22 protein-coding genes and 1 pseudogene are annotated in these 20,948 nt (G+C 71.5%); 12 read left to right on the forward strand and 11 right to left on the reverse strand.

What is annotated here, in order from left to right:
- Nucleotides 1–478: integrase core domain-containing protein (locus tag ABD652_RS06495; RefSeq protein WP_344719455.1), on the forward strand; the 478-nt coding region annotated here is incomplete at its 5' end.
- Between the two features lie 446 nt (nt 479–924).
- On the opposite strand, the pseudogene ABD652_RS06500 reads toward ABD652_RS06495, so the two are convergent.
- Both ABD652_RS06500 and ABD652_RS06505 read right to left on the reverse strand, forming a co-directional pair.
- A pseudogene (locus ABD652_RS06500) lies at nt 925–2,248 on the reverse strand (ISL3-like element ISPfr2 family transposase).
- A gap of 594 nt (nt 2,249–2,842) precedes the next feature.
- Nucleotides 2,843–3,154 carry a putative quinol monooxygenase gene (locus tag ABD652_RS06505; protein ID WP_033107114.1) on the reverse strand — a complete coding sequence of 104 codons (312 nt, stop codon included), beginning with the start codon at nt 3,152–3,154 and terminating at the stop codon, nt 2,843–2,845.
- 107 nt (nt 3,155–3,261) lie between these two features.
- On the opposite strand from ABD652_RS06505, the gene ABD652_RS06510 reads away from it, so the two are divergent.
- On the forward strand, nt 3,262–4,203 hold the full coding sequence (locus ABD652_RS06510; protein WP_344719458.1) for a GlxA family transcriptional regulator: 942 nt from the start codon (nt 3,262–3,264) through the stop codon (nt 4,201–4,203).
- Nucleotides 4,204–4,672: 469 nt separating this feature from the next.
- Nucleotides 4,673–5,137 (forward strand): ribonuclease E activity regulator RraA, encoded by a 465-nt coding sequence (rraA, locus tag ABD652_RS06515; RefSeq protein ID WP_344719460.1) that lies wholly within the window; start codon nt 4,673–4,675, stop codon nt 5,135–5,137.
- An 11-nt stretch (nt 5,138–5,148) separates the two neighbouring features.
- Here the strand turns inward: rraA and ABD652_RS06520 are convergent, their stop codons facing one another.
- The gene (locus tag ABD652_RS06520; protein ID WP_344719463.1) at nt 5,149–5,622 is read right to left on the reverse strand and encodes a MarR family winged helix-turn-helix transcriptional regulator; all 474 of its coding nucleotides are present in this window, start codon (nt 5,620–5,622) and stop codon (nt 5,149–5,151) included.
- Nucleotides 5,623–5,709: 87 nt separating this feature from the next.
- On the opposite strand from ABD652_RS06520, the gene ABD652_RS06525 reads away from it, so the two are divergent.
- The 9 genes from ABD652_RS06525 (at nt 5,710) to ABD652_RS06565 (ending at nt 12,770) form a co-directional block, all read left to right on the forward strand.
- Nucleotides 5,710–6,588, forward strand: coding sequence for an NmrA/HSCARG family protein (locus tag ABD652_RS06525; RefSeq protein ID WP_344719465.1), 879 nt, complete (start codon nt 5,710–5,712; stop codon nt 6,586–6,588).
- 138 nt (nt 6,589–6,726) lie between these two features.
- Nucleotides 6,727–7,491 (forward strand): sirohydrochlorin chelatase, encoded by a 765-nt coding sequence (locus tag ABD652_RS06530; RefSeq protein WP_344719468.1) that lies wholly within the window; start codon nt 6,727–6,729, stop codon nt 7,489–7,491.
- Nucleotides 7,492–7,596: 105 nt separating this feature from the next.
- Nucleotides 7,597–7,890, forward strand: a complete 294-nt coding sequence (locus tag ABD652_RS06535) for a hypothetical protein (RefSeq protein ID WP_344719470.1) — start codon at nt 7,597–7,599, stop codon at nt 7,888–7,890.
- Entirely contained in the window at nt 7,887–8,348 is a 462-nt protein-coding gene (locus tag ABD652_RS06540) for an FAS1-like dehydratase domain-containing protein (RefSeq protein ID WP_344719472.1), read from the forward strand. Before ABD652_RS06535 ends, ABD652_RS06540 begins: the two co-directional genes overlap by 4 nt.
- Nucleotides 8,345–8,797: a MaoC family dehydratase gene (locus ABD652_RS06545; RefSeq protein ID WP_344719475.1), complete on the forward strand. Its 453-nt coding sequence runs from the start codon at nt 8,345–8,347 to the stop codon at nt 8,795–8,797. The genes ABD652_RS06540 and ABD652_RS06545 overlap by 4 nt, the downstream gene beginning before the upstream one ends.
- Before the next feature lie 169 nt (nt 8,798–8,966).
- The gene (locus tag ABD652_RS06550) at nt 8,967–9,932 is read left to right on the forward strand and encodes an ABC transporter substrate-binding protein (protein WP_344719477.1); all 966 of its coding nucleotides are present in this window, start codon (nt 8,967–8,969) and stop codon (nt 9,930–9,932) included.
- A gap of 5 nt (nt 9,933–9,937) precedes the next feature.
- Entirely contained in the window at nt 9,938–10,726 is a 789-nt protein-coding gene (locus tag ABD652_RS06555) for an amino acid ABC transporter permease (RefSeq protein WP_344719480.1), read from the forward strand.
- Nucleotides 10,727–10,736: 10 nt separating this feature from the next.
- Nucleotides 10,737–11,567, forward strand: a complete 831-nt coding sequence (locus ABD652_RS06560) for an amino acid ABC transporter ATP-binding protein (protein WP_344719483.1) — start codon at nt 10,737–10,739, stop codon at nt 11,565–11,567.
- Nucleotides 11,568–11,591: 24 nt separating this feature from the next.
- The gene (locus ABD652_RS06565) at nt 11,592–12,770 is read left to right on the forward strand and encodes a UDP-N-acetylmuramate dehydrogenase (RefSeq protein WP_344719485.1); all 1,179 of its coding nucleotides are present in this window, start codon (nt 11,592–11,594) and stop codon (nt 12,768–12,770) included.
- A gap of 101 nt (nt 12,771–12,871) precedes the next feature.
- On the opposite strand, the gene ABD652_RS06570 is transcribed toward ABD652_RS06565, so the two are convergent.
- The 8 genes from ABD652_RS06570 to mshD form a co-directional block, all read right to left on the reverse strand.
- A complete protein-coding gene (locus tag ABD652_RS06570; protein ID WP_010525303.1) occupies nt 12,872–13,000 on the reverse strand; it encodes a putative transporter small subunit in 129 nt (42 codons plus the stop codon).
- A 2-nt stretch (nt 13,001–13,002) separates the two neighbouring features.
- A complete protein-coding gene (locus ABD652_RS06575) occupies nt 13,003–14,778 on the reverse strand; it encodes a sodium:solute symporter family protein (RefSeq protein WP_344719489.1) in 1,776 nt (591 codons plus the stop codon).
- Between the two features lie 474 nt (nt 14,779–15,252).
- Nucleotides 15,253–16,452: an aspartate-semialdehyde dehydrogenase gene (asd, locus tag ABD652_RS06580; RefSeq protein ID WP_425574554.1), complete on the reverse strand. Its 1,200-nt coding sequence runs from the start codon at nt 16,450–16,452 to the stop codon at nt 15,253–15,255.
- 127 nt (nt 16,453–16,579) lie between these two features.
- Nucleotides 16,580–17,221, reverse strand: a complete 642-nt coding sequence (locus ABD652_RS06585) for a dihydrofolate reductase (protein WP_344719492.1) — start codon at nt 17,219–17,221, stop codon at nt 16,580–16,582.
- Nucleotides 17,218–18,027, reverse strand: coding sequence for a thymidylate synthase (locus ABD652_RS06590; protein WP_344719494.1), 810 nt, complete (start codon nt 18,025–18,027; stop codon nt 17,218–17,220). Before ABD652_RS06590 ends, ABD652_RS06585 begins: the two co-directional genes overlap by 4 nt.
- 100 nt (nt 18,028–18,127) lie before the next feature.
- Nucleotides 18,128–18,463, reverse strand: coding sequence for a GNAT family N-acetyltransferase (locus ABD652_RS06595; protein WP_153142818.1), 336 nt, complete (start codon nt 18,461–18,463; stop codon nt 18,128–18,130).
- 76 nt (nt 18,464–18,539) lie between these two features.
- Entirely contained in the window at nt 18,540–19,526 is a 987-nt protein-coding gene (locus tag ABD652_RS06600) for an NUDIX hydrolase (RefSeq protein ID WP_344720439.1), read from the reverse strand.
- Between the two features lie 276 nt (nt 19,527–19,802).
- Nucleotides 19,803–20,921 carry a mycothiol synthase gene (gene mshD / locus ABD652_RS06605; protein WP_344719500.1) on the reverse strand — a complete coding sequence of 373 codons (1,119 nt, stop codon included), beginning with the start codon at nt 20,919–20,921 and terminating at the stop codon, nt 19,803–19,805.
- Between the last annotated feature and the right edge of the window lie 27 nt (nt 20,922–20,948).

The following is a 20,948-nucleotide window of genomic DNA, read 5'->3' on the forward strand; positions in this document are numbered from 1 at the left end:
CGCATTCGTCACTGATGCCTGCAGCAGGCGGATCGTCGGCTGGGCGACACGGTCGTCGATGACGACCGAGGCGCTCTCGCTCGAGGCGCTGGAGCATGCGCTGAACACCGCCAGGGATCATGCCGGCCAAAACGTTGGTCATAGACTGGTTCATCACTCGGACCGTGGCTCTCAATATGTGGCCATCGCCTATACCGAGAAGCTTGCCGAACACGGGATCAGACCCTCCGTCGGCACAGTCGGCGATTCCTACGACAATGCGCTGGCCGAGGCGGTCAACGGGCTCTACAAGGCCGAGCTGATCTACTCCCAGCCGGCATGGGCCGGACTGGCCGAGGTGGAGTTCGCGACGATGAACTGGGTCCACTGGTGGAACACGCGCCGGCTTCATGAGCATCTCGGCTATCGCACTCCTGCCGAGGTCGAGGCCGAGTACTATGACCACCACCAGCGAGAGGCTGCTCTCGCTGCCGTCTGACGGAACGAAACCCAGGACGGTTCATACGCCCTCGGCGACGGGCTGCAACCTGGGGATGTGGTGCTCGCACACTTCACCCCGGGGCTGTCCGACGACCTGGAGGCCGTCCGGGAAGCCGCCGACGACGCCGGGTTGGAGATCGCCCGACTGGAGGACCACCTGCCGTCGGGCTGACGCCGCCGCACGCGCCGATCCGCCCGCGGGCAGAAGAGGACCCCCGGGCCGGGCGGCGTGAGGGGGACGCATCAGAATGCCCGACCCGAGGGTCCTCGGATCACTCGCACCTCGATGAGGTGTCTCCGACACTACGGACCACCTCTGGTGATGGGCCTGACAGGGGCTGGACATCTGCTGTGGATTTCGGCGCGCTCTGCCGACGCCCCTCGGACGCCCCTGTGGGCGGCGACGACATGCGCCGCGCACGACCGGCTGCGCCGGATAGTGGCTCATCCCAATCGGGGGTGTAGGAGTTGGGGTCTGAAGCCGCCGGTCTCGAGCAGGCTTCGGGCGATGTAGTTGGTCAGGTTGCGGAACCCGAGTGCGGAGCCGCGCAGGTGTTCGAGCCGTCCGTTGAGCGCCTCGGTCGGCCCGTTGCTGGTGCCGGGTCGTTCGAAGTAGGCGAGCACGTCAGCGGCTCGCTTCTTCAGGGTCCGGCCCAGGGTGGTGAGCTCGGTGAGCACCTTGGGGACGCCGGCGCTGAGGTCGGTGATCAGCTTCTCCATGAGCTCGCGGCCACGTTGCCGGTCCTCGTGGCGATAGGCGGCGATCATGCGCTGGTAGACACCCCAGGTCGCCTCGACCTCGATGTGAGCGTCATCAACGAACAGTGCGCGTAGCCTGTCGCTCTGCTTGTCGGTGAGCAGGTCCGCGCCGGTGTGCAGCGTGCGCCGCGACTTGTAGAGCGGGTCGTCCCTGAACCCACGGTGCCCGTGGATCGCGAGTTGGACCCGGCGCCGGCACCTGTCGAGGGCGTCACCGGCCAAGCGCACGACGTGGAAGGGATCCATCACCGTGACCGCGTCCGGGATCTCCTCTGCAGCGGCGGTCTTGAACCCGGTGAAGCCGTCCATCGCGACCACCTCGACCGCGTCACGGAAGGCGTCGTCGCGGTCGGCGAGCCAGGTCTTGAACGCCGCCTTCGACCGGCCCTCGACCATGTCCAGCAGCCTTGCTGGGCCGGCGCCATCGCGGACCGGGGTGAGGTCGATGATCACGGTGACGTACTTGTCGCCACGCCTGGTGTGGCGCCAGACGTGCTCATCGACGCCAATGACCTACACGCCCTCGAACCGCGTGGGGTCGTTGATCAGCAGCCGCTTGCCTTCGGCCAGGACCGCGTTGTTGGCGGTGTCCCACGCGACCCCGAGTCCCTCGGCGACACGGGCGACGGTGAGGTGTGCGACCACGATCCCTTCCAGCGCCCACCGCAGCCCGGCGCGAGAGCTTCGCGCGTGGCTCCGCCGCGGCGCTGGTGTCTTGGCGCCACACGTGTCCGCAGTCGGCACAGCGGTAGCGGCGCACTACAACTTCCAGCACGGTCGGTCGCCAGCCCAGCGGCTCGTGGGCCAACCGCCGGATCACGGTGTCACGAGCAGCGCCTTCGCTGCCGCACCGTCGGCACCACTGATCTGGTTCCACCACGCGGCACGCGAGGACCGCACGATCCGGTTCAAGTCGTTGCCCGGTCACGCTCAGACCGAGGCCGTCGAGTCGAGCGAAGGCGGTCAGGTCAGGGCGGCCGAAGCCGGCCGGCGGGGTAGCGTCGGTCACGTCGAGGTCTTTCGGATGGATGGCGTAGGAACCTCCGTCGTCGGGAGACCTCGACGTCTATCTGCGGACCGACGCGCCCGGCCGACCTACACCGTCATCTGAGAAGACCCCTGAAACGTCTTCGCCGACGACGGGACCGGCGAGGAGGAGGGCGCGGTGAGCTAAAAGAATGGAGCTTGCTCGGCTTCGACGCCGCCGCAAGCTCCGGTGAAACGGTCGGTACTGGTCGGTCGTCGTCGGTCACCACCGGATGGCGGCGCCCCCCACGCTCGGCGTTTGCGCAGGTCAGCGGCTCGTTCGCCCAGTGGGCGCATCAAGCGATAGACGCAAAGCCGACGTGATTAGGTCGTCCGTTCGATTCCGACAGGCGGCTCCGGCGAACCGTTCTGGTGGTCGCGCGATGCGCTGGCCTCACGGCTCTGCCCGACACCGACGTCGCTCTCCTCTGCGACGGACCCCTCGCCGGCTGAGCGCTCGCGGCCGGCATCCTGTCCGTGTGCCGATAGGCCTCGCACCGCTCGGCAACGCAGCGTGGCGTTGCGTCGCGACCTGGCGACGGCTCGGCGGGGCGCGATCGTCTCGTGCGTTGGCGGACTACGGGAGCTTGGACGCGAGGACGTCGGCCGCCAGGATCTCGGGTGCTGCGCCGAGGAGGTGCTGGTTGGCCATCAGGGCTGCGACGATGGCGCCGTTGGCGTGGGCGTCGCGAGCGGCCTCGTCGGGGAATGCATCGAAGATCCAAAAGGTGTCGGCGTGGGTCCTGACCGCGAACCAGACAATCGTTCCTACTTCTTCGTTGGCGAGTGCGACAGCGCCGGCGAGCAGATCGGCGACCGCGTCGTGCTGTCCATCGGCCGCGACGATCTTGGCGACGAAGGCATACGGAAGTGATGCGGGTGTGGACATGAGGGACTCTCCTTGACGTCGGGGTTCTTCGTGGGACGAGTTCAGCGTATGACGAGCGAGGGCCGATGGGGAGTGGCGTATACGACAGTATTGCTATTGTTTACGTCATGCGTATCGGACTGATCGCGATCGACGGCTGCTTCGGTTCGGCTATCGCGTCGATCATCGACATCGTGCGGGTGGCCGACGGAGCCCGCGGCGATATCGACCCGCGGATCGACCCGATCGAACTCGCCATCCTCGGACCGAAACGGCGAGTGACCACGACGGCATCGATGACCCTGTCGGTGGACCACCCGCTGTCGGAGTCCGGAGAGTTCGACGTGGTCGTCGTCCCTGCGCTTGGAACCCTCACGGCCGCCGCTACCAACGACGCCCTCCAGAGCCGAGATGCTCGTTCGGTCATCGCCTCGCTCGGGCGCCTCGACGAGGCGACCACCCGGATCGCCGCGGCGTGCACCGGCGTGTTCGCCGTCGCCGAGACCGGACGGATGCATCATCGGAGGGCGACGACCAGCTGGTTCCTGGGGCCGGAGTTCCTGAAGCGCTATCCGACCGTCGCCCTCGATCTCGACACCATGGTCGTGGTCGACGGGAACCTCGTCACCGCCGGCGCCGCGTTCGCCCACATCGACCTCGCGCTCTCACTCGTGCGATCGATCAGCCCCGACCTGGCCCAACATGTCGCCAAGCTCCTCATCATCGACGAGCGTCCGTCGCAGGCGGCCTTCGTCGCCTACGAACATCTCCGGCACGAGGACCCGATCGTCGTCGAGTTCGAACGCTTCGTGCGCGCCCGCCTGGACGAACCGTTCAACGTCGCCTTCGTCGCGCAGTCGCTCGGCACCAGCCGGCGCACCCTCGAACGACGAGTCCGTGCGGCGCTCAACCTCACTCCGCTCGGCTTCGTCCAACGGCTTCGCATCGAACAAGCTCGGCACCTCTCAGCAACCACGGACCTCACCTCCGCCGAGATCGCGCTACGGGTCGGCTACGCGAACGCCGAGACTCTGCGCTCCCTCCTGCGCAGGGAGCGACGCCGTTCCTGACCTATCGCCATGCCTGTAGCCGGTGTCCTAGCGCCCGGTTGGAACCACCTCTCAGCACGTCGCGTCGACGCTCCTGCGTCGCCCCTGGACGACCCACTCGACACGCCCGCAACACAGGTCATGTGACGTGTCCCGGCTTCCCGGACGGTCGGGGTTGGGTGGCTGTGATGTCGCTGCGTTCTCGTCGAGGGGGTCAGCAGACCCGATCAGGGTCGACTGGGATGAGACGCGAAGGCGGTCAGGTCAGGGCGGCCGAAGCCGGCCGGCGGGGTAGCGTCGGTCACGTCGAGGTCTTTCGGACGGATGGCGTAGGAACCTCCATCGTCGGGAGACCTCGACGTCTATCTGCGGACCGACGCTCCCGGCCGACCTACACCCTCATCTGGGAAGAGCCCGGATAGTCTGCGACGCGGGGGCCCGCCGAGCTCATGGCGGGCCCTGGTCCGCTGGCCGACCCTGAGGAGGGACGATGACGTCCACTGCTGATCTCTACGACGAGCACGGAGAGGCCCTGCAGTCGCTGGCCCTGCCGCTGCGCGACTACGGCGGCGCGGCGGCGTTCGCCGGGCCGATCCGCACGGTGAAGTGCTATGAGGACAACGCTCTGCTCAAGCAGGTGCTCTCCGAGCCGGGCGAGGGCGCGGTCCTCGTCGTCGACGCGGCCGGTTCCCTCGACCGCGCGGTGCTGGGCGACATGATCGCGGCGATGGCCGCTGAGAACGACTGGTCCGGGGTAGTCGTCCACGGCGCAGTCCGCGACGTCGCCGTGCTCCGGACGGTGGACCTGGGGATCAAGGCCCTGGGGTCGAATCCGCGCAAGTCCACCAAGACCGCCCAGGGCGTCGTCGACGACGTCGTCGACTTCGGGGGCGTGACCTTCCGCCCCGGCCGGCGCCTCGTCGCCGACGAGGACGGCGTCCTCGTGGAGCGCTGAGGTCCGGCGTCTCAGGACGGCCGGCGGTCCTCGTCGAGGCCGTCCCGGACGCGACTCAGCAGCCGGGCGAGCTCCTGCTGCTCGGCATCGCTCAGCGCCTCCACAGTCCGTCGCTCCAGCTCGGCCCAGGCCGCGCCGACCTGGTCCTCGAGTGCTCGCCCCTTCGCCGTGAGGGCGACCAGCACCTGCCGACGATCTTCGGCGGAGCGTTCGCGCGTCACCATGCCGGCGGCCTCGAGCCGCGCCAGCGTCTTGGCCATCGTGGGCGGCTCGACGGCGAGCTCCCGCGTCAGCTCGGCCTGGCTGCGTGGTTCGTGGTGCCACAGCTGCATCAGCACGAGCTCCTGCCCCGGGGCGAGGTCCAGGTCGCGGAGCAGGCGGGCGGCCTCGGCCCGATGGATCCTCGCGACGGCGGGGATGAGAGCGCTGACTGGCCCGCGATCTGCGGGGTGCGCCTCCGCGGCGCCGTGTTCCTGCGGGTCCATCCGCACCTCCCGGAATAATCGTTAGCCGGCTAATGTTCTTGGTGGCGGTCGCAGCACGTGACCGACATCGACACGGGGGATTCAACCATGAGCACCAGCACTCAGCGCACCATCGCCGTCTTCGGCGCCACCGGGACCCAGGGCGGTGCCGTCGTCGACGCGCTCCTGGCCCGCGACGTCCGCGTCCGAGCTCTGGTCCGCAGCCCAGAGTCCGACCGCTCCCGCGCGCTCGCCGACCGCGGCGTCGAGCTGGCGCGGTCCGACGTCGACGCGCCCGGGACTCTCGTCGAGGCCCTGTCCGGCGTCGACGGGCTGTTCTTCATGACCACCCCGCCCGGCGGCGTCCAGACCGGCGACGTCGAGGGGGAGACCCGCCAGGGCATCGCCCTCGGCGACGCCGCGGCGGCCGCCGAGGTGCCGCAGGTGGTCTTCAGCTCGGTCGGCGGCGCCGAGCGGCGCAGCGGGGTCCCGCACTTCGAGTCCAAGCGCCGCGTCGAGGAACACCTGCAGGGCACGGGGCGGCCGGTGACGATCATCCGCCCGGCCTTCTTCATGGAGAACTTCCTCGGCATGCGCCCGACCGTCGAGGGAGGCGAGCTCGTGGTCCGCCTGCCGCTGCCCGACGACGTGCCGCTGCAGATGGTGGCCGTCCGGGACATCGGCGTCGTCGCCGCGCGGGCGCTGCTGGAGACCGACGCGGTGCCCGCAGAGATGGAGATCGCCGGGGACGAGCGGACCGGCGGTGAGATGGCCGCGGCCTTCGCGGCGCACACCGGTCTGCCGGGGCGGTACGAGCCGCTGCCGCTGCAGGTCCTGGACGGCAGCGACGACCTGCAGGCGATGTTCCGCTGGTTCGCCGAGACGCCGGCCTACCGGGCCGACATCGACCAGGTCCGCTCGATCGTCGGCGACCTCCGGGACCTGCCCGCCTGGCTGCAGGACGCGGACTTCCGCACCGAGGGCTGAGGAGTCGAGCGTCGTCGCGCCGCGGGCGGGGCCGGTGCGCCCGCCCGGGCGCCGCCGGCGTTCACACCGCCGTGACCTCTCAGGTCTAGGCTGGAGGGCAGCACCGTCCCCGGCATCCGGCGAGAGAGGACCCACCCGATGAGCCGAGCAGCGCTGGCCGCGATCTCCCACGGCACCTCGGACCCGGCCGGCCAGGCCGTCGTCGCCCGCCTGGCCGCCGACGTCGCCGCCGAGGCCGCCCGCCGCGGCCACCCCGAGGAGGTCCGCCTCGGCCACGTCGATGTGCAGGATCCCGACGTCGCCGCCACGCTCGCCGCGCTGCCCGAGGGGACCCCCGCCGTCGTCGTGCCGGTGCTGCTCTCCGCCGGCTACCACGTCAACGTCGACCTCGCCCGGGAGACCGCCGACGTCGGCCGCGAGGTCACGATCAGCGGCGCCCTGGGGCCCGACGACCGGCTCGTCGAGCTGCTGGTCGAGCGGCTGGAGGCCGCCGGCGCCGATCCGCGGACCGACACCATCCTCCTCGGCGCCGCCGGCTCCTCCGACCCCGCCGCCGTCGACGACTGCCGCGACATGGGCCGCCGGCTCGCCGCGCGGCTGGACGCCGACGTCGAGATCGGCTTCCTCTCGGCCGCCGAGCCGCGGGTGCGCGACGCCGTCGCCGCCGCCCGTCGGGAGCGGCCGCAGCGCCGCGTCGTCGTCGCCAGCTACCTGCTCGCGCCGGGCTACTTCCAGGACCTGCTCGTCGCCGCCGGCGCCGATGTCACCGCCGCGCCGCTGCTTCCCGCGCCCGAGGGCCCGGGCGGAGCCCCGGACTCGCCGCGGCAGCTGATCGAAGTCATGCTCGACCGCTTCGCCGCGGGGGAGCGGGCGCTCACCGCCCGCGCCGACGACTGCGTCTGAGCGGCGTCCGAGCGGCACGCGCGCCGCGGCCTGCGGTACCGTGGACTCCGGTCGCGCCGCCGCCGGCGCCCCGCCCGTCCGCACCGACGACATCCAGGAGCGCCCATGAGCAGCCCCTCGCGCCCGCCGGGCTCCGCCCCGGATCCCTGGGCCGGCGGGTCCACCGCCTACCGGGCGACGCTGGTGGCCGGGATGCTGCTGCTCGCCGCCGGCGTGGTCGCCGCGATCCTGACGGCCTCCGGCGCGGCGGACGCCGTCGCCCCGGCGACGGTGCTGCTGGGGCTGGGCATCCTGCTGCACCTGATCAGCATCGGCGTGCGGATGCGCGACGTCCGCGTCGCGCTCGCCGCCGAGCGCACCCCATCGTCGACGCAGAACGCGAAGGACACCGACACGTGAGCATCAACCCCGCCCTCGAGGGTCGCGAGTACCCGCCCGCCGAGCCCTTCCAGGTCAGCCGCGAGGCGGTCCGCGAGTTCGCGACCGCCGTGCAGGCCTCCCACCCCGCCCACCACGACGTCGACGCCGCCCGTGCGCTGGGCCGCGGCGACCTCGTCGCCCCGCCGACCTTCGCGGTGATCGTCGCCCAGCGCGCCGAGGCCGCCGTCGTCTCCGACGACGAGGTCGGCATCGACTTCTCCCGGGTGGTGCACGCCGACGAGCGCTTCACCCACCACAGCCCCATCCTGGCCGGCGACACGCTGCACGCGACCGTCCGGCTGGAGCGCATCCGCGTGATGGGCGCCGGCGCGATGGTCACCACTGTCGTCGAGGTCGCCGCCGAGGACGGGACCGCGCGCAGCACGGTGGCCTCCTCGCTGCTGGTCCGCGCCGACGACGCCGAGGAGGACGCATGAGTACTGCACAGACCCCCGACATCGCGACCGTGGAGAAGGGCCAGGAGATCGGCCGCCGCACTGTCGCGCTCTCCCGGGCTGATCTGATCCGCTATGCCGCCGCCTCCGGCGACCACAATCCGATCCACTGGAACGAGCGCTTCGCCCGCGAGGTCGGACTCGACGGCGTCATCGCCCACGGCATGCTCACCATGGGTGCGGCGGTGGACCTGATCACCGAGTGGGTCGGCGACCCCGGCCGGGTCGTCGACTACCAGGCCCGCTTCACCAAGCCGGTGCCGGTGCCCGACGTCGCCTCCGGCGCCCCGGACGCGCCGACGGCGGAACTGCGCATCGTCGGCACCGTCGGGACGGTCGACGCCGAGGCGGCCACCGTCCGCGTGGACCTGGCCGTCACCCTCGACGAGGCCAAGGTCCTGGCGAAGTCCCAGGTCATCGTCCAGCTCTGAGCCGTCGTCGGCCTCCGGCGGCCCGCCTGCGGACTGTCTGCGGGTGCGATCCCGGGGCCGGATCCACGGACGACGCCGCCGCCACACCCCGCTCGCCGGGCGGGGTGTGGCGGCCGTCGCCGTATAATCGCCTGCACACGGATCACCGCCCATCGTCAGAGGAAGCATCATGCCCAGCACCACGATCGAGACCTTCCGGGAGCCCCGCTTCCGCATCCCGCGCCGTGCCGCCGCCCTCGGCACGCTGACCGTCGCCGCACTGGCGCTGTCGGCCTGCGGCGACGACGGCTCCTCGGAGTCCGGCGGCTCCGGCGGGGACACCGCGGCGAGCACCGACATCCAGACCGAGCTGGACATCAGCATCGACGACGTCGAGCTCGCCTCCGAGGGGACGCTCTCGGTCTGCTCCGACGTGCCCTACCCGCCCTTCGAGTACCACGACGACGCGGGGAACGTGGTCGGCTTCGACATGGACATCGCCCAGGGCCTCGCCGACGCCTTCGGCGCGGAGCTGGAGGTCGTGCAGACCGGCTTCGAGGGCATCCAGTCCGGCGTCGCGCTCAACGCCGACAGCTGCGACCTGGCGATCTCGGGGATGAGCATCACTGAGGAGCGGGCCGGCAACATGCTCTTCTCCGAGCCCTACCTGAACGACAACCTGGGCCTGCTGGCCTCCGAGGAGAGCGGCGTCGAGTCCGTCGACGACCTCGACGACTCGATCACCGTGGGCGTGCAGGCCGACACCACCGGCGCGACCTACGCGACCGACCAGGGGTACTCCACTCGCGACTACCCGGACTCCGGGCTGCTCATCCAGGGGCTGGAGTCCGGCCAGGTCGAGGCGGCGATGGGCAACATCTCCATCCTCGGCTACCAGGCCGGCGAGGACTCCAGCGTGACCTTCGTCGAGGAGATCGACACCGGCGAGCAGCTGGGCATCGCCGCCCAGGAGGGTGACCAGCAGCTCATCGACGCCGTGGACGAGGTGCTGGCCGAGATGGAGTCCTCCGGCTACATGGACGAGGTGAAGACCAAGTGGTTCGAGAGCGGCGAGACGCCCGAGGAGGGCTCCGAGGGGTCCGCGGACGAGTCGGAGGAGTCGACGGAGGACTCCTCGACCGAGGGTGACGGCTGAACCGCATGGCGATGACCACTCGTGAGCGCGCCCGGCTGAGCCTGGGGATCCAGGCCGGCCTGTTCGTCGTCGTCGCCGCCGTGCTCGTCGTCGTCATGGACTGGCAGGCGATCGCCACCAGCTTCTTCGACGTCGAGCGGATCGGCCCGATGTTCCCGGACATCCTCCTCGTCGGGCTGAAGAACACCCTGGCCTATACCGCCGTGGGCTTCCTGCTCGGCCTGCTCGGCGGGCTGGTGCTGGCGCTGATGAAGCTCTCCAGCTTCCCGGTCTACCGCTGGCTGGCCACCGGCTACATCGAGTTCTTCCGCGGCATCCCGGCGATCCTGGTCTTCCTGGCGCTGGGCTTCGGCGTCTCCATCGCCTTCGGCTGGAACCTCGACTCGCTGCAGATCGCCGGCGTCTCGCTGGGGCTCGTCGGCGCGGCCTACATCGCCGAGACGCTGCGCGCCGGGCTGCAGGCGGTGCCCAAGGGCCAGATCGAGGCCGCCCGCGCGCTGGGCATGCCGGCCTGGCGGGCGATGGTCTCGATCCAGATCCCGCAGGCGGTGCGCATCGTGATGCCCCCGCTGACCAACGAGGCGATCCTGCTGACCAAGGACTCCTCGCTGATCTTCGTGGTCGGACTGACCGCCGGCGCGGCGGAGCTGACCAAGTTCGGCCGCGACGGCATCAACATCTACCAGGCGGGACTGACCCCGCTGGTCGCCGCCGGCGTCTGCTATCTGCTGATCACCGTGCCGCTGTCCATCCTCGCCCGCCGCATGGAGCGGCGGACGTCGACGAAGAAGTAGGAGGCCCGGCATGGCCGAGTCCACCCCCGCATCCGACGCCGCACCCGATGCCGCACCCGACGCCGCCGTCGTCGGCGAGCAGGCGCCGGCCGGCGTCGCGATCTCCGCGCTGCACAAGGCCTACGGCAGCAACGAGGTGCTCAAGGGCATCTCGATGACCGTCGATCCCGGCGAGGTGGTCTGCCTGGTCGGCGCCTCCGGCTCCGGCAAGTCGACGCTGCTGCGCTGCGTGAACCGCCTGGAGGAGCCCAACGCCGGCACGATCACCGTCGCCGACCACGTCGCCTCGGACCCCGACGTCGACCTCGACGCGATGCGTCGCGAGATCGGCATGGTCTTCCAGCAGTTCAACCTCTTCCCCCATCTGAGCGTGCTGGAGAACTGCACGATCACCCCGCGCCGGGTGCTCAAGCAGTCCAAGGCCGACGCCGACGGCGAGGCGATGGCCCAGCTGCGGCGCGTCGGCCTCGAGGAGCTCGCCGACCGCCGCCCCGACCAGCTCTCCGGCGGCCAGCAGCAGCGCGTGGCGATCGCCCGGGCGCTGACCATGCGCCCGCGGCTGATGCTCTTCGACGAGCCGACCTCGGCGCTGGATCCGGAGACCGTCGGCGACGTGCTGGCGATCATGCGTCAGCTGGCCGAGGCCGGGATGACGATGATCGTGGTCACCCATGAGATGACCTTCGCCCGCGAAGTCGCCGACCGCGTGGTCTTCATGGACCAGGGCCATGTGGTCGAGGCCGGTCCGGCCGCGCAGGTCATCGGGAACCCGCAGCAGCCGCGCACCCAGGACTTCCTGCGCCGGGTGCTCGACCCGACCCATGTCGACCTCGACGTCTGAGCCGCGCCGGGTAGGGTGAGCCGCGTGAACTCTCTGCAGACCTCCTCCGCACCGTCCGTCGCCGTCTCCGACGGGCCCCGTCATCTGGCCGAGCACACCACCGCCCGGGTCGGCGGCCCGGCCGGGGACTGGATCGTCGCCGAGACCGAGGGCCAGGCGCTGGAGGTGCTCGCCGCGCATCCGCTGCCCGACGACGAGACCCGCGCCGCGGGCGAGGACAGCCTGCTGGTGCTCGGCGGGGGATCGAACCTGCTGGTCGCCGACGCCGGCTTCGGCGGCACGGTGCTGCAGCTCGCCTTCGAGGGCATCGCCGAGGAGACCGACGGGACGAGCAGCGACGACGCCGGCTCGCGCCTCGTCCGGATCGCCGCCGGCCACCGCTGGGACGACGTCGTCGCCTGGACCGTCCGGCACCGGCTGGCAGGTCTGGAGGCGCTCTCCGGGATCCCCGGCGCGGCCGGGGCGACGCCGGTGCAGAACGTCGGGGCCTACGGCGCGGAGATCGCCCAGACGCTGGTGGACCTGCGCGCCTGGGACCGGGAGGCCGGCGAGCTCGTCACCCTCGACGCGGAGGCGCTGGCCTTCGGCTACCGGGAGTCGGTGCTCAAGCGCACCACGCTGCACGGATCGCCGCGCTACGTGGTGCTCTCGCTGCGTCTGCGGCTCGCCCACGACGGCGAGGACACCCTCTCCGCACCGATCCGCTATGCCGAGCTGGCTCGCACGCTGGGGCTGGACCCCGCGCTGGAGGAGGAGCGGCGGCGCGCGCCGCTGGACCAGGTGCGCGAGCAGGTGCTGGCGCTGCGCGCGGGCAAGGGCATGGTGCTCGACGCCGACGACCACGACACCTGGTCCACCGGGTCCTTCTTCACCAACCCGATCGTGCCGGCGGACATGGCCGCCGGCCTGCCGGAGGAGGCCCCGCGCTTCCCCCTGGACGACTGGCGGGTCAAGCTCTCGGCGGCCTGGCTGATCGACCACGCCGGCTGCGGCCGCGGCTTCGGGGCCGAGCTGACCGACGGCCGAGCCTCGCTGTCGACGAAGCACACGCTGGCGATCACCAACCGCGGGCCGGCCGGCACCGGCGACCTGCTCGCCGTCGCCGGCGCCGTCCGCGAGAAGGTCCACGCGCGCTTCGGCCTCGACCTGCATCCCGAACCGGTGATCATCGGCGCCGAGGTGGCCGCTCCCGGCTCGCGCTGAGCGACTCGGGCCGGCGACGCCGCCTGCGGCAGAGGACGAGCCCTGCGGATCCGTCGGGTGATGGATCGGCAGGGCTCGTCCGTCGTCGCAGGGGCCGGGCGTCAGATCATCGGACGACCCTCGTCGCGGGCACGGCGCGCGTCGCGGGCGAAGCCGCCGGCGATGACCACCAGCACGCCCAGCACGAGGGCGGGCCACATCAGGACGTAGACGCTGAGCAGCAGGTCCATGATCACTCCTTCGGTCCGGTGGGGGCGGTCTCGGCGGGGCGCGAGCCGGCGTCGTCGGGACGGGCCGCGTCGGTCGAGTCGGCCGGCGCGTCCGGACCGCCCGACGCGCGGCCGGCGTCGTCCGTGGTCTCGGCGCTGTCGAAGTTGCCGACGCGGGCATGGATGGTGCTGAAGTCGAACTCCTGTCCGCTGCGCATCGACATCAGCACGCAGACCAGGGTGCTGACCGAGTAGGCGACCAGGGACCCCGAGAGCACCGTGTAGTCGTGGAGCGTGCCCAGAGCCCAGGGGGAGGCGCCGACGACGGCCAGCACGGCGGCGACGCAGCCGACGCGGAGGCCGAAGAATCCGAAGGCCATCAGCCCGATGATCACACCGATCCCCAGCACGCCGAGCACGTCGACGGCCACGCCCAGCAGGGCCCCGAGGGCCCCGTCGACGGGCAGCCACTCGAAGCGCACCGGCAGGAAGACCGCCAGGGCGGCGAGCACGGCGGTGACGAAGGCCCGATTGGTGACCCGGCCCCAGTAGAAGCTGGAGATCACCGGGAAGACGAGGGCGCCCCAGAGCGCGCCGACGAAGACGAGCATGTCCAGGATGTCCAGTCGGAAGCTCGCGATGAGCACGCCGGCGGTCGTCGCCAGGACCATCGTCACCCGGCCGACCAGGAGCATGCGCTTCGGGTCGACGGTGCCGCGGCGCGCGACGTTCTGGCCGTAGATGTCGGCCATCATGATCGAGGACAGCGCCGAGAGGTCGGAGTCGGCGGTCGAGGAGAGCGCGCCGACGATGACCACCAGGAAGAGCCCCAGCGCCACGGTGGGCAGGTGCTCGGCGGCCATCTGCGGGACGATGTTGTTGGCGTCGCCCTCATAGGGCGTGAGGCCGAGGTACAGCGCCAGCACGCCGAGCATCCCGATGCCGATGACCATGGCCCCGTAGCCGATCGTGGCGGTCACGAAGGTGCGCTTGATGAGGTCCTCGCGCACGGCGAAGAGGCGCTGGGCGATGGTCTGGTTGCCGATGGCGTAGGCGAGCACGGCCGCGATGTAGGGCGCGCCCTGGCTGAGGAAGGCCTCCGAGGAGAAGAAGTTCGACTGCTCGGCGGACAGGTTCTCCGCGCCCGTCTGGAAGCTGGAGGGGAAGTCGGCGGCGAAGAAGATGATCGGGATGATCACGCCGATCAGGGCGAACATCGCCACCAGCTGCATGAAGTCGGTCAGCGACGAGGCGCGGAATCCCGACCACAGGGTGTAGATCAGCACGCCGCCTGCGACGAAGAGCACGCCCTGGGCGAAGGTGAAGGGGGAGAACAGCGAGATGATCGCCCCGCCGGCGACGAAGTTCGTCGTCAGGCTGATGATGCTGCCGATCACATTGGAGCTCGCCAGCAGCAGCTGGCTGGAGCTGCCGTGGCGTGCCCGCATGATCTCGGCGAGCGTGTGGGCATTCGGGGCGATGCTGCGGATGCGCCGTCCGAACGGGTAGATGAACAGGATCATCAGGGCGCCCCAGAGTCCGTAATGGATCGGCCCGGAGATCCCGTAGGTGTATCCGGACGTGGCGGAGGCGTAGAGCGAGGAGGCCCAGATCCAGGTGGAGGTCATGCTGGCCGCCGCGATGCCGAAGCCGACGTTGTTGCCGGCCGTCATGTACGCGTCGGCGTTCTCCTTCTTCCGGCGGATCTTCAGGGCCATGTAGAGCGTGGCCCCGTAGAACGCGGCGAGGATCACCAGCACGGTGGTCGAGCTGAGGAATGTCGATCCCGGTTCCCCCATAGGGTCCTTCCTGTCGGCGGCAGAGGGTCGGCGCACAGCGCGCGGACCTCCCTCGCGGACGAAGGACGGCGTGCGGCGCGGCTGCGCGCATACCGGATCAGGCTACAGAGGTTCCGGAGGGGCGATTCCGCGGGGCCCCGCCGTCGCGGGCTCCGGATCGATGCCTCGCAGGGCGCGGCGGCGGCGGTCGGCGACCGGACGCGCGCAGGACGCTGCTTCGGCCTGACGAGCGCGGTCGGGCGTGCGGCGTGCGCCGTCGGCGAGGGCTTCCGAGCCGGTATGGAGAGGGCGTCCAGCCGGCCGTCAGTCGGCATCGGGAAGCTCCGGACGGAGTGATGATGATCACGCCGATCTGTGAGGAGGATCACCGGATCGTCGTCGGGCCTGCCGCGCACGACGAGGCCCCGACGTCGATCCTGCGACGTCGGGGCCTCGTCGGAGAGCCGGCGGACCGGCCGGGATGCGGCGGTCGGCTCAGAGCTTGCCGACGGCGATGAGCAGCATGCGGCGCAGCGGCTCGGCCGCGCCCCAGAGCAGCTGGTCGCCGACGGTGAAGGCCGAGATGTACTCGCCTCCCATGGCCATCGGGCGGATGCGGCCCACCGGGATCGTGAGGTCGCCGGTGGCGGCCACCGGGGTCAGCTCCCGCATGGTGGCGTCCTTCTCGTTCGGGACGACCTTCGCCCAGTCGGTGCCGGAGGCGATGATCGACTCGATCTCGGAGACCGGCAGCTCCTCGCGGAGCTTCAGCGTCAGCGCCTGCGAGTGCGAGCGCAGCGCGCCGACGCGCACGCACAGCGAGTCGAAGGGGATCGCCTCGCCGCGCCGCTCGACGCCGGGGGCCAGGTCGTCGCCGCGGCCGAGGACCTTGTTGGTCTCGGCGCCGGCCTTCCACTCCTCCTTGGAGACGCCGTTCCCGAGGTCGGCGTCGATCCAGGGGATCAGCGAGCCGGCCAGCGGGACGCCGAACTGGGCGGCGTCGAGACCCTCGCGCTGGGTCTCGAGGACCTTGCGGTCGATGTCCAGGATGGCCGAGGCTGGGTCGGCCAGCTCCGTGGAGACGGCGCCGTGGATGTCGCCGAACTGGGTCACCAGCTCGCGCATATGCTTCGCGCCGCCGCCGGAGGCCGCCTGGTAGGTCATGGCAGTGCCCCACTCGACCAGGCCCTCGGTGAAGAGGCCGCCGAGGCCCATCAGCATGCAGGAGACGGTGCAGTTGCCGCCGATGAACTCCTTCACCCCGGCCTCGAGGCCGGCGTCGATGACGTCGCGGTTGATCGGGTCCAGCGCGATGATCGAGCTGTCGGCCATGCGCAGCGTCGACGCCGCGTCGATCCAGATGCCGTCCCAGCCGGCCTCGCGGAGCTTCGGGTAGACCGCCTTGGTGTAGTCGCCGCCCTGGGCGGTGACGATGATCGGCAGCTTCTTCAGCGTCTCGATGTCGTGGGCGTCCTGCAGCGTGGGCTCGGACGGGGAGACGCCGTCGAAGGACGGGGCGTCGCCGCCGGCGTTGGAGGTGGAGAAGAACACCGGATCGAGGTGCTCGAAGTCCCCCTCGTCGAGCATGCGACGGACCAGCACGGAGCCGACCATGCCGCGCCAGCCGACGAGACCGATCGACGGGGTCTCGGCGGTGGAGAGGGCGGAGACTGCGGACGATGTCATAGAAGCCATATGTCCCAGGATAACGAACTGCCGTGTGCCGGGACATGCCGCACGTCACGGAGGCCGCCGTCGCCGCGGGGCGTCGGGCGGCGTCCCGCGGGGCTCGGCCGCCGTCAGAGCGGGGACTCAGCGGGGCTCAGCGGCGGCGCGCATGCCTCTCGAAGCGGTGCCGCAGACCGTTCTCCGCGACATGCCAGCCGCCGTCGGCCGGATCCGAGGACTCCAGCCGCCAGTCCTCCTCCGACAGCCGCGGGGCCCGGGTGTCGCCGTCGACGTCGAGGTCGATGACGGTGACCACGGCGGCGTCGGCCAGGCCGCGCTCGACCGCCTCGGCGTAGATCGCCCCGCCGCCGAGGATCCAGATCCGCTCCGGGGCTCCGGAGGAGTCGCGGACGGCGGAGGCCGCCGAGGAGGCGTCCGACGCCGACGACGGCGCCGCGGCGACCTGCAGCCCGGTCGCCAGCGAGTCGACCGCCTCGGCGCCGGCTCCCTCGATCTCCGCGGCGCGGGAGGAATCGCCGGTGACGACGATGTTCCGCCGGCCGGGCAGCGGGCGGGCGGCCTCGGGCAGCGACTCCCAGGTGCGCCGGCCCATCACCACCGGGCAGCCGCGGGTCATCGCCCGGAAATGGGCGAAGTCCTCGGGCAGATGCCAGGGCATGTCGCCGCCGTCGCCGATGACTCGGTCCCGGGCCTGGGCCCAGATCATCCCGACCCACGGGTGCTCGCGCTCAGTGTGCGTCGGCACGGCCTCCGGCTGCTCGCTCCTCGGGCTCATACCGCCACCGGGGCCTTGATGGCCGGATGGTGCTGGTAGTCGACCACCTCGAAGTCCTCGTAGGCGTAGTCGAAGATCGACTCCGGGGTGCGGGCGAACTCCAGCCGCGGGGAGGGCAGCGGGTCGCGGCTGAGCTGCTCGGTCACCTGCTCGAGGTGGTTGTCATAGATGTGGCAGTCGCCGCCGGTCCAGATGAACTCACCGGGCTCCAGGCCGACCTGCTGGGCGACCATCCGGGTGAGCAGCGCGTAGGAGGCGATGTTGAACGGGACGCCGAGGAACAGATCGGCGCTGCGCTGGTAGAGCTGGCAGGAGAGCCGCCCGTCGGCGACGTGGAACTGGAACATCACGTGGCAGGGCGGCAGCGCCATGTCCTCGACGTCGGCCGGGTTCCAGGCGGTGACCAGGTGGCGGCGCGAGTCGGGGTTCGTGCGCAGCGACTCGACGACCTGGGCGATCTGGTCGATCTGGCCGCCGTCGGGCGTGGGCCAGCTGCGCCACTGCACGCCGTAGACCGGGCCGAGCTCGCCGTCGGCGTCGGCCCACTCGTTCCAGATGCGCACGCCGTGCTCCTGCAGCCAGCGCACGTTGGAGTCGCCGCGGAGGAACCACAGCAGCTCGTGCGCGACGGACTTGAAGTGCACCCGCTTGGTGGTGATCAGCGGGAACGACTCGCTCAGGTCGAAGCGCAGCTGGCGGCCGAAGACGCTGCGCGTGCCGGTGCCGGTGCGGTCGGACTTGGCGGTGCCGTGCTCCAGCACCTCGGCCAGCAGGTCCTCGTACGGGGTGGGGATCGTCTCGCTCACGCCACCAGCGTACCGGTCCGGGAGCCGCAGGCGACGAGGGCGACGGCGGGGACGGCGGCGACGCCGGCCGCGCCGCGTCTGCACGCTCGCGCCCCGCGGCTCAGCTCACCGGCGCCTGGAAGCGTCGGTACTCGGGATGTCGATGCAGGTAGTCGTCGATGTAGCTGCACTCGGAGAGGAAGCGGGCGTCCTGCGCGGCCAGGTGGTCCAGCAGCAGCGTGACCAGGCTGCGCGCGTAGCCCTTCCGGCCGTGGGCGGGGCTGATGATCGTGTGCTGCAGCCGGGTGACCTGCTGGCCGCCGATCGTCTCCTCGGCGAAGCCGACGAACCCGATGAAGGTGTCGACGCCGTCGAGCGTGTCCCAGAGCTCGGCCCGGCCGCGGTCGGCGTCGAGATGCATCCGCGCCGTCGGGTGGACGTTCTTCTTCTGCTCCATGACCAGGAGACTACCGTCACAGTCGGCGGCTGTCAGCGGTCGACGTCGCAGGTCTGCGCGTCGCGGAGGCCGCGGCTCAGTCGTCGAACGGGTCGTGGACCTCGACCGCGACGATCGTGCCCGAGCGGTCCACCGCCTGCTGGGCGACGAGCAGCGCGCCCGGGCGCAGATACGGGTCCTCGGCGGGAAGCGCCTCGAGCAGCTCGGGGTCGCGGATCCAGTCCCGCAGCTCCTCGAGCACCGTCGGCAGCACGGGCCGGTGGGTGCACATCAGCAGCGGCTGCAGCGCCTCCAGCGACTTGCGGGTGCGGTTCCGCGGCTTCTGCGGCTTCTCCTGCGCCCGCTTCTCGGTGAGCGAGTCGCGGTACTTCAGCCGGTGGCGGTGTCGCTTCACGTAGGGGGCGACGGTCTCCACACAGCGCTTCCACGGGCTGGACTCCAGCATCCGGGGCCGCCAGGCGGTCAGCAGCCGCTCGACGGCCTTGGCCTGGCGCTTGCCGGTGGCCGCCAGCGGGCGCTTGCCCTCGGCCTTGGACCAGGAGGCGCGCGGCTTGGCCTTGGCGTGGCGCAGCACGATGAACGGGGAGGTGCGCAGCCGCATCTCCTCGTGGAGCCGCTCCAGCTCGTCCAGCGGCTGGCGGTCGGTGTCGTTGCTCAGCATCTCGCGGGCCTGCGGGACGGCGACCCAGCGGACCTCGTCGGTCTCCTCGGCGTCGGGCTTGGGCTTGCCCTCGGTGACCTGGGCCGCCCAGTACCAGACCTCCTTGGACTTCATCCTGCCGCTCTTGCCGACCTGGTAGCGGGTGATCGGCAGCGGCATGCCCAGGCGCACCTTCAGCCCGATCTCCTCGTGGACCTCGCGCACCGCGCACTCCGGCAGCGTCTCGCCGGGGTCGAGCTTGCCCTTGGGGAAGGACCAGTCGTCGTAGCGCGGCCGGTGGATCAGCAGCACTTCCAGCGCGTCGCGGTTCAGCCGCCAGCACAGGGCCCCGGCGGCGAGCACCGCGGCGTCGTGGCCGTCGTCGGCGCAGGTCGTGGTGCGTCGGCGCGGCACGCGGGTCATCGGCTCTGCCGGCTGGGACGGCTCCGCTGACTCTGTCGAAGCTGTCGACGCTGTCGGCTCGGCCGGCGTCGCCCCGGTGCCGTTCGCCGAGGGGGCGGCGACGGCGGCGTCCGGCACGGAGCGCGCCGAGGCGCCCGCGCGCGCCTCGTCGGCGGTGTCGGGAACGGCGTCGTCGAGGCTGCGGTCTGTGGTGTTCACGTCGGTGATGATCCTCGGGAGCTGCTCGGCGGTGCGGCGTTCAGGCGGGGTCTGGGCCCCTGGGAGACCCGGCGAGGGTCAGGAGGAGACGGCGCCGTCGGCGTCGTCTGCGGGGGCGTACATGGTGTCGACGTCCCAGCGGGCGAAGCCCAGCGCGGTGTAGAGCTGCACCGCCGGGGTGTTGTCGGCGTCGGTGTAGAGCATGATCGCCCCCAGCCCGCGCGAGCGCAGATGCTCGATGCCGGCCAGCGTCAGCACGCGGCCCAGCCCGTGGCCGCGGGCCTCGGGGACCACGCCGACGACGTAGACCTCGCCGACGGGCTCGTGGCGGCCCTCGGAGGGATCGGCGGGGTGGACCTTGGTCCAGTGGAAGCCCAGCAGCCGCCCGTCCTCCTCGGCGAGCAGGAAGCCGGCGGGATCGAACCAGTCCTCGGCCATCCGGGCCTCGAGGTCCTCGCGGGTCAGCCGCCCCTGCTCGGGGTGGTCGGCGAAGGCCGCCGCATTGGCGCGGAGCCAGGCCTCCTCGTCGCGGCCGGGCTCGAAGGGACGGATCTGCACGCCCGCCGGAGCGTCCGGCACGGTGATCTCCTGCGGGGCGGTCAGCCGCATCCGCCACAGTTCGCGCACCGGGCGCCAGGCGAAGCGGGAGGCCAGCCGCACGGCGGCCTCGTGCTCGCCGTGCGCCCAGGCTCGGCGCGTCCGTCCCGCGGCCGGGGCGAGGGCGTCGGCGGCGAGGGTGTCGGCCAGCCGGCCGCCGACGCCGTGCTGGCGGCAGTTCGGCCGGACCACCATCTCCAGCACATCGGGGGACTCCGCGTCGCCGCGGACGACGACGCCGGCGCCGGCGAGCAGCGGCCCCGCGCTCGCGTCCTCGGACCCCTCACCTGTCGCCTCGTCAGCCGTCTGCTCTGCGGTCTCGGGCCCGCCCGCGCCGGCCGGCCAGGCCCAGGCGACGGCGAGGCGCAGCGGGGAGCCGTCCGCGGCGGCCGCGCCGGCCTTCTCCAGCTCGATCAGCGTCTGCTCCGAGAAGGGCGGATTGCCGTCGGCCTCCTCGGCGGTGCGCGCCAGCTCCTCCAGCGCGCGGACCAGGTCGGGGCCCGGGGCGGCGGAGCGGGGCTCCACCGTGATCTCGGCCGGGGCGCTCCCTGCGGGGGATCCCGTCGGGGCGGGGGTGCTCGTCGTGTCCTCGGAGCTCATGGCTCCACTGTATCGGAGCGGAACCGC

The sequence above is a fragment of the Nesterenkonia halobia genome, from assembly GCF_039536005.1.
GTDB lineage: Bacteria > Actinomycetota > Actinomycetes > Actinomycetales > Micrococcaceae > Nesterenkonia > Nesterenkonia halobia.

Excerpts from the sequence above, each read along its gene's own strand:
- ABD652_RS06505 (WP_033107114.1), bottom strand. The coding sequence starts at position 3,154 with ATGTCCACACCCGCATCACTTCCGTATGCCTTCGTCGCCAAGATCGTC.
- ABD652_RS06510 (WP_344719458.1), top strand. The coding sequence starts at position 3,262 with ATGCGTATCGGACTGATCGCGATCGACGGCTGCTTCGGTTCGGCTATC.
- rraA (WP_344719460.1), top strand. The coding sequence starts at position 4,673 with ATGACGTCCACTGCTGATCTCTACGACGAGCACGGAGAGGCCCTGCAG.
- ABD652_RS06520 (WP_344719463.1), bottom strand. The coding sequence starts at position 5,622 with ATGGACCCGCAGGAACACGGCGCCGCGGAGGCGCACCCCGCAGATCGC.
- ABD652_RS06525 (WP_344719465.1), top strand. The coding sequence starts at position 5,710 with ATGAGCACCAGCACTCAGCGCACCATCGCCGTCTTCGGCGCCACCGGG.
- ABD652_RS06530 (WP_344719468.1), top strand. The coding sequence starts at position 6,727 with ATGAGCCGAGCAGCGCTGGCCGCGATCTCCCACGGCACCTCGGACCCG.
- ABD652_RS06535 (WP_344719470.1), top strand. The coding sequence starts at position 7,597 with ATGAGCAGCCCCTCGCGCCCGCCGGGCTCCGCCCCGGATCCCTGGGCC.
- ABD652_RS06545 (WP_344719475.1), top strand. The coding sequence starts at position 8,345 with ATGAGTACTGCACAGACCCCCGACATCGCGACCGTGGAGAAGGGCCAG.
- ABD652_RS06550 (WP_344719477.1), top strand. The coding sequence starts at position 8,967 with ATGCCCAGCACCACGATCGAGACCTTCCGGGAGCCCCGCTTCCGCATC.
- ABD652_RS06555 (WP_344719480.1), top strand. The coding sequence starts at position 9,938 with ATGGCGATGACCACTCGTGAGCGCGCCCGGCTGAGCCTGGGGATCCAG.
- ABD652_RS06560 (WP_344719483.1), top strand. The coding sequence starts at position 10,737 with ATGGCCGAGTCCACCCCCGCATCCGACGCCGCACCCGATGCCGCACCC.
- ABD652_RS06570 (WP_010525303.1), bottom strand. The coding sequence starts at position 13,000 with ATGGACCTGCTGCTCAGCGTCTACGTCCTGATGTGGCCCGCCCTCGTG.
- ABD652_RS06575 (WP_344719489.1), bottom strand. The coding sequence starts at position 14,778 with ATGGGGGAACCGGGATCGACATTCCTCAGCTCGACCACCGTGCTGGTG.
- asd (WP_425574554.1), bottom strand. The coding sequence starts at position 16,452 with ATGGCTTCTATGACATCGTCCGCAGTCTCCGCCCTCTCCACCGCCGAG.
- ABD652_RS06585 (WP_344719492.1), bottom strand. The coding sequence starts at position 17,221 with ATGAGCCCGAGGAGCGAGCAGCCGGAGGCCGTGCCGACGCACACTGAG.
- ABD652_RS06595 (WP_153142818.1), bottom strand. The coding sequence starts at position 18,463 with ATGGAGCAGAAGAAGAACGTCCACCCGACGGCGCGGATGCATCTCGAC.
- ABD652_RS06600 (WP_344720439.1), bottom strand. The coding sequence starts at position 19,526 with ATGACCCGCGTGCCGCGCCGACGCACCACGACCTGCGCCGACGACGGC.
- mshD (WP_344719500.1), bottom strand. The coding sequence starts at position 20,921 with ATGAGCTCCGAGGACACGACGAGCACCCCCGCCCCGACGGGATCCCCC.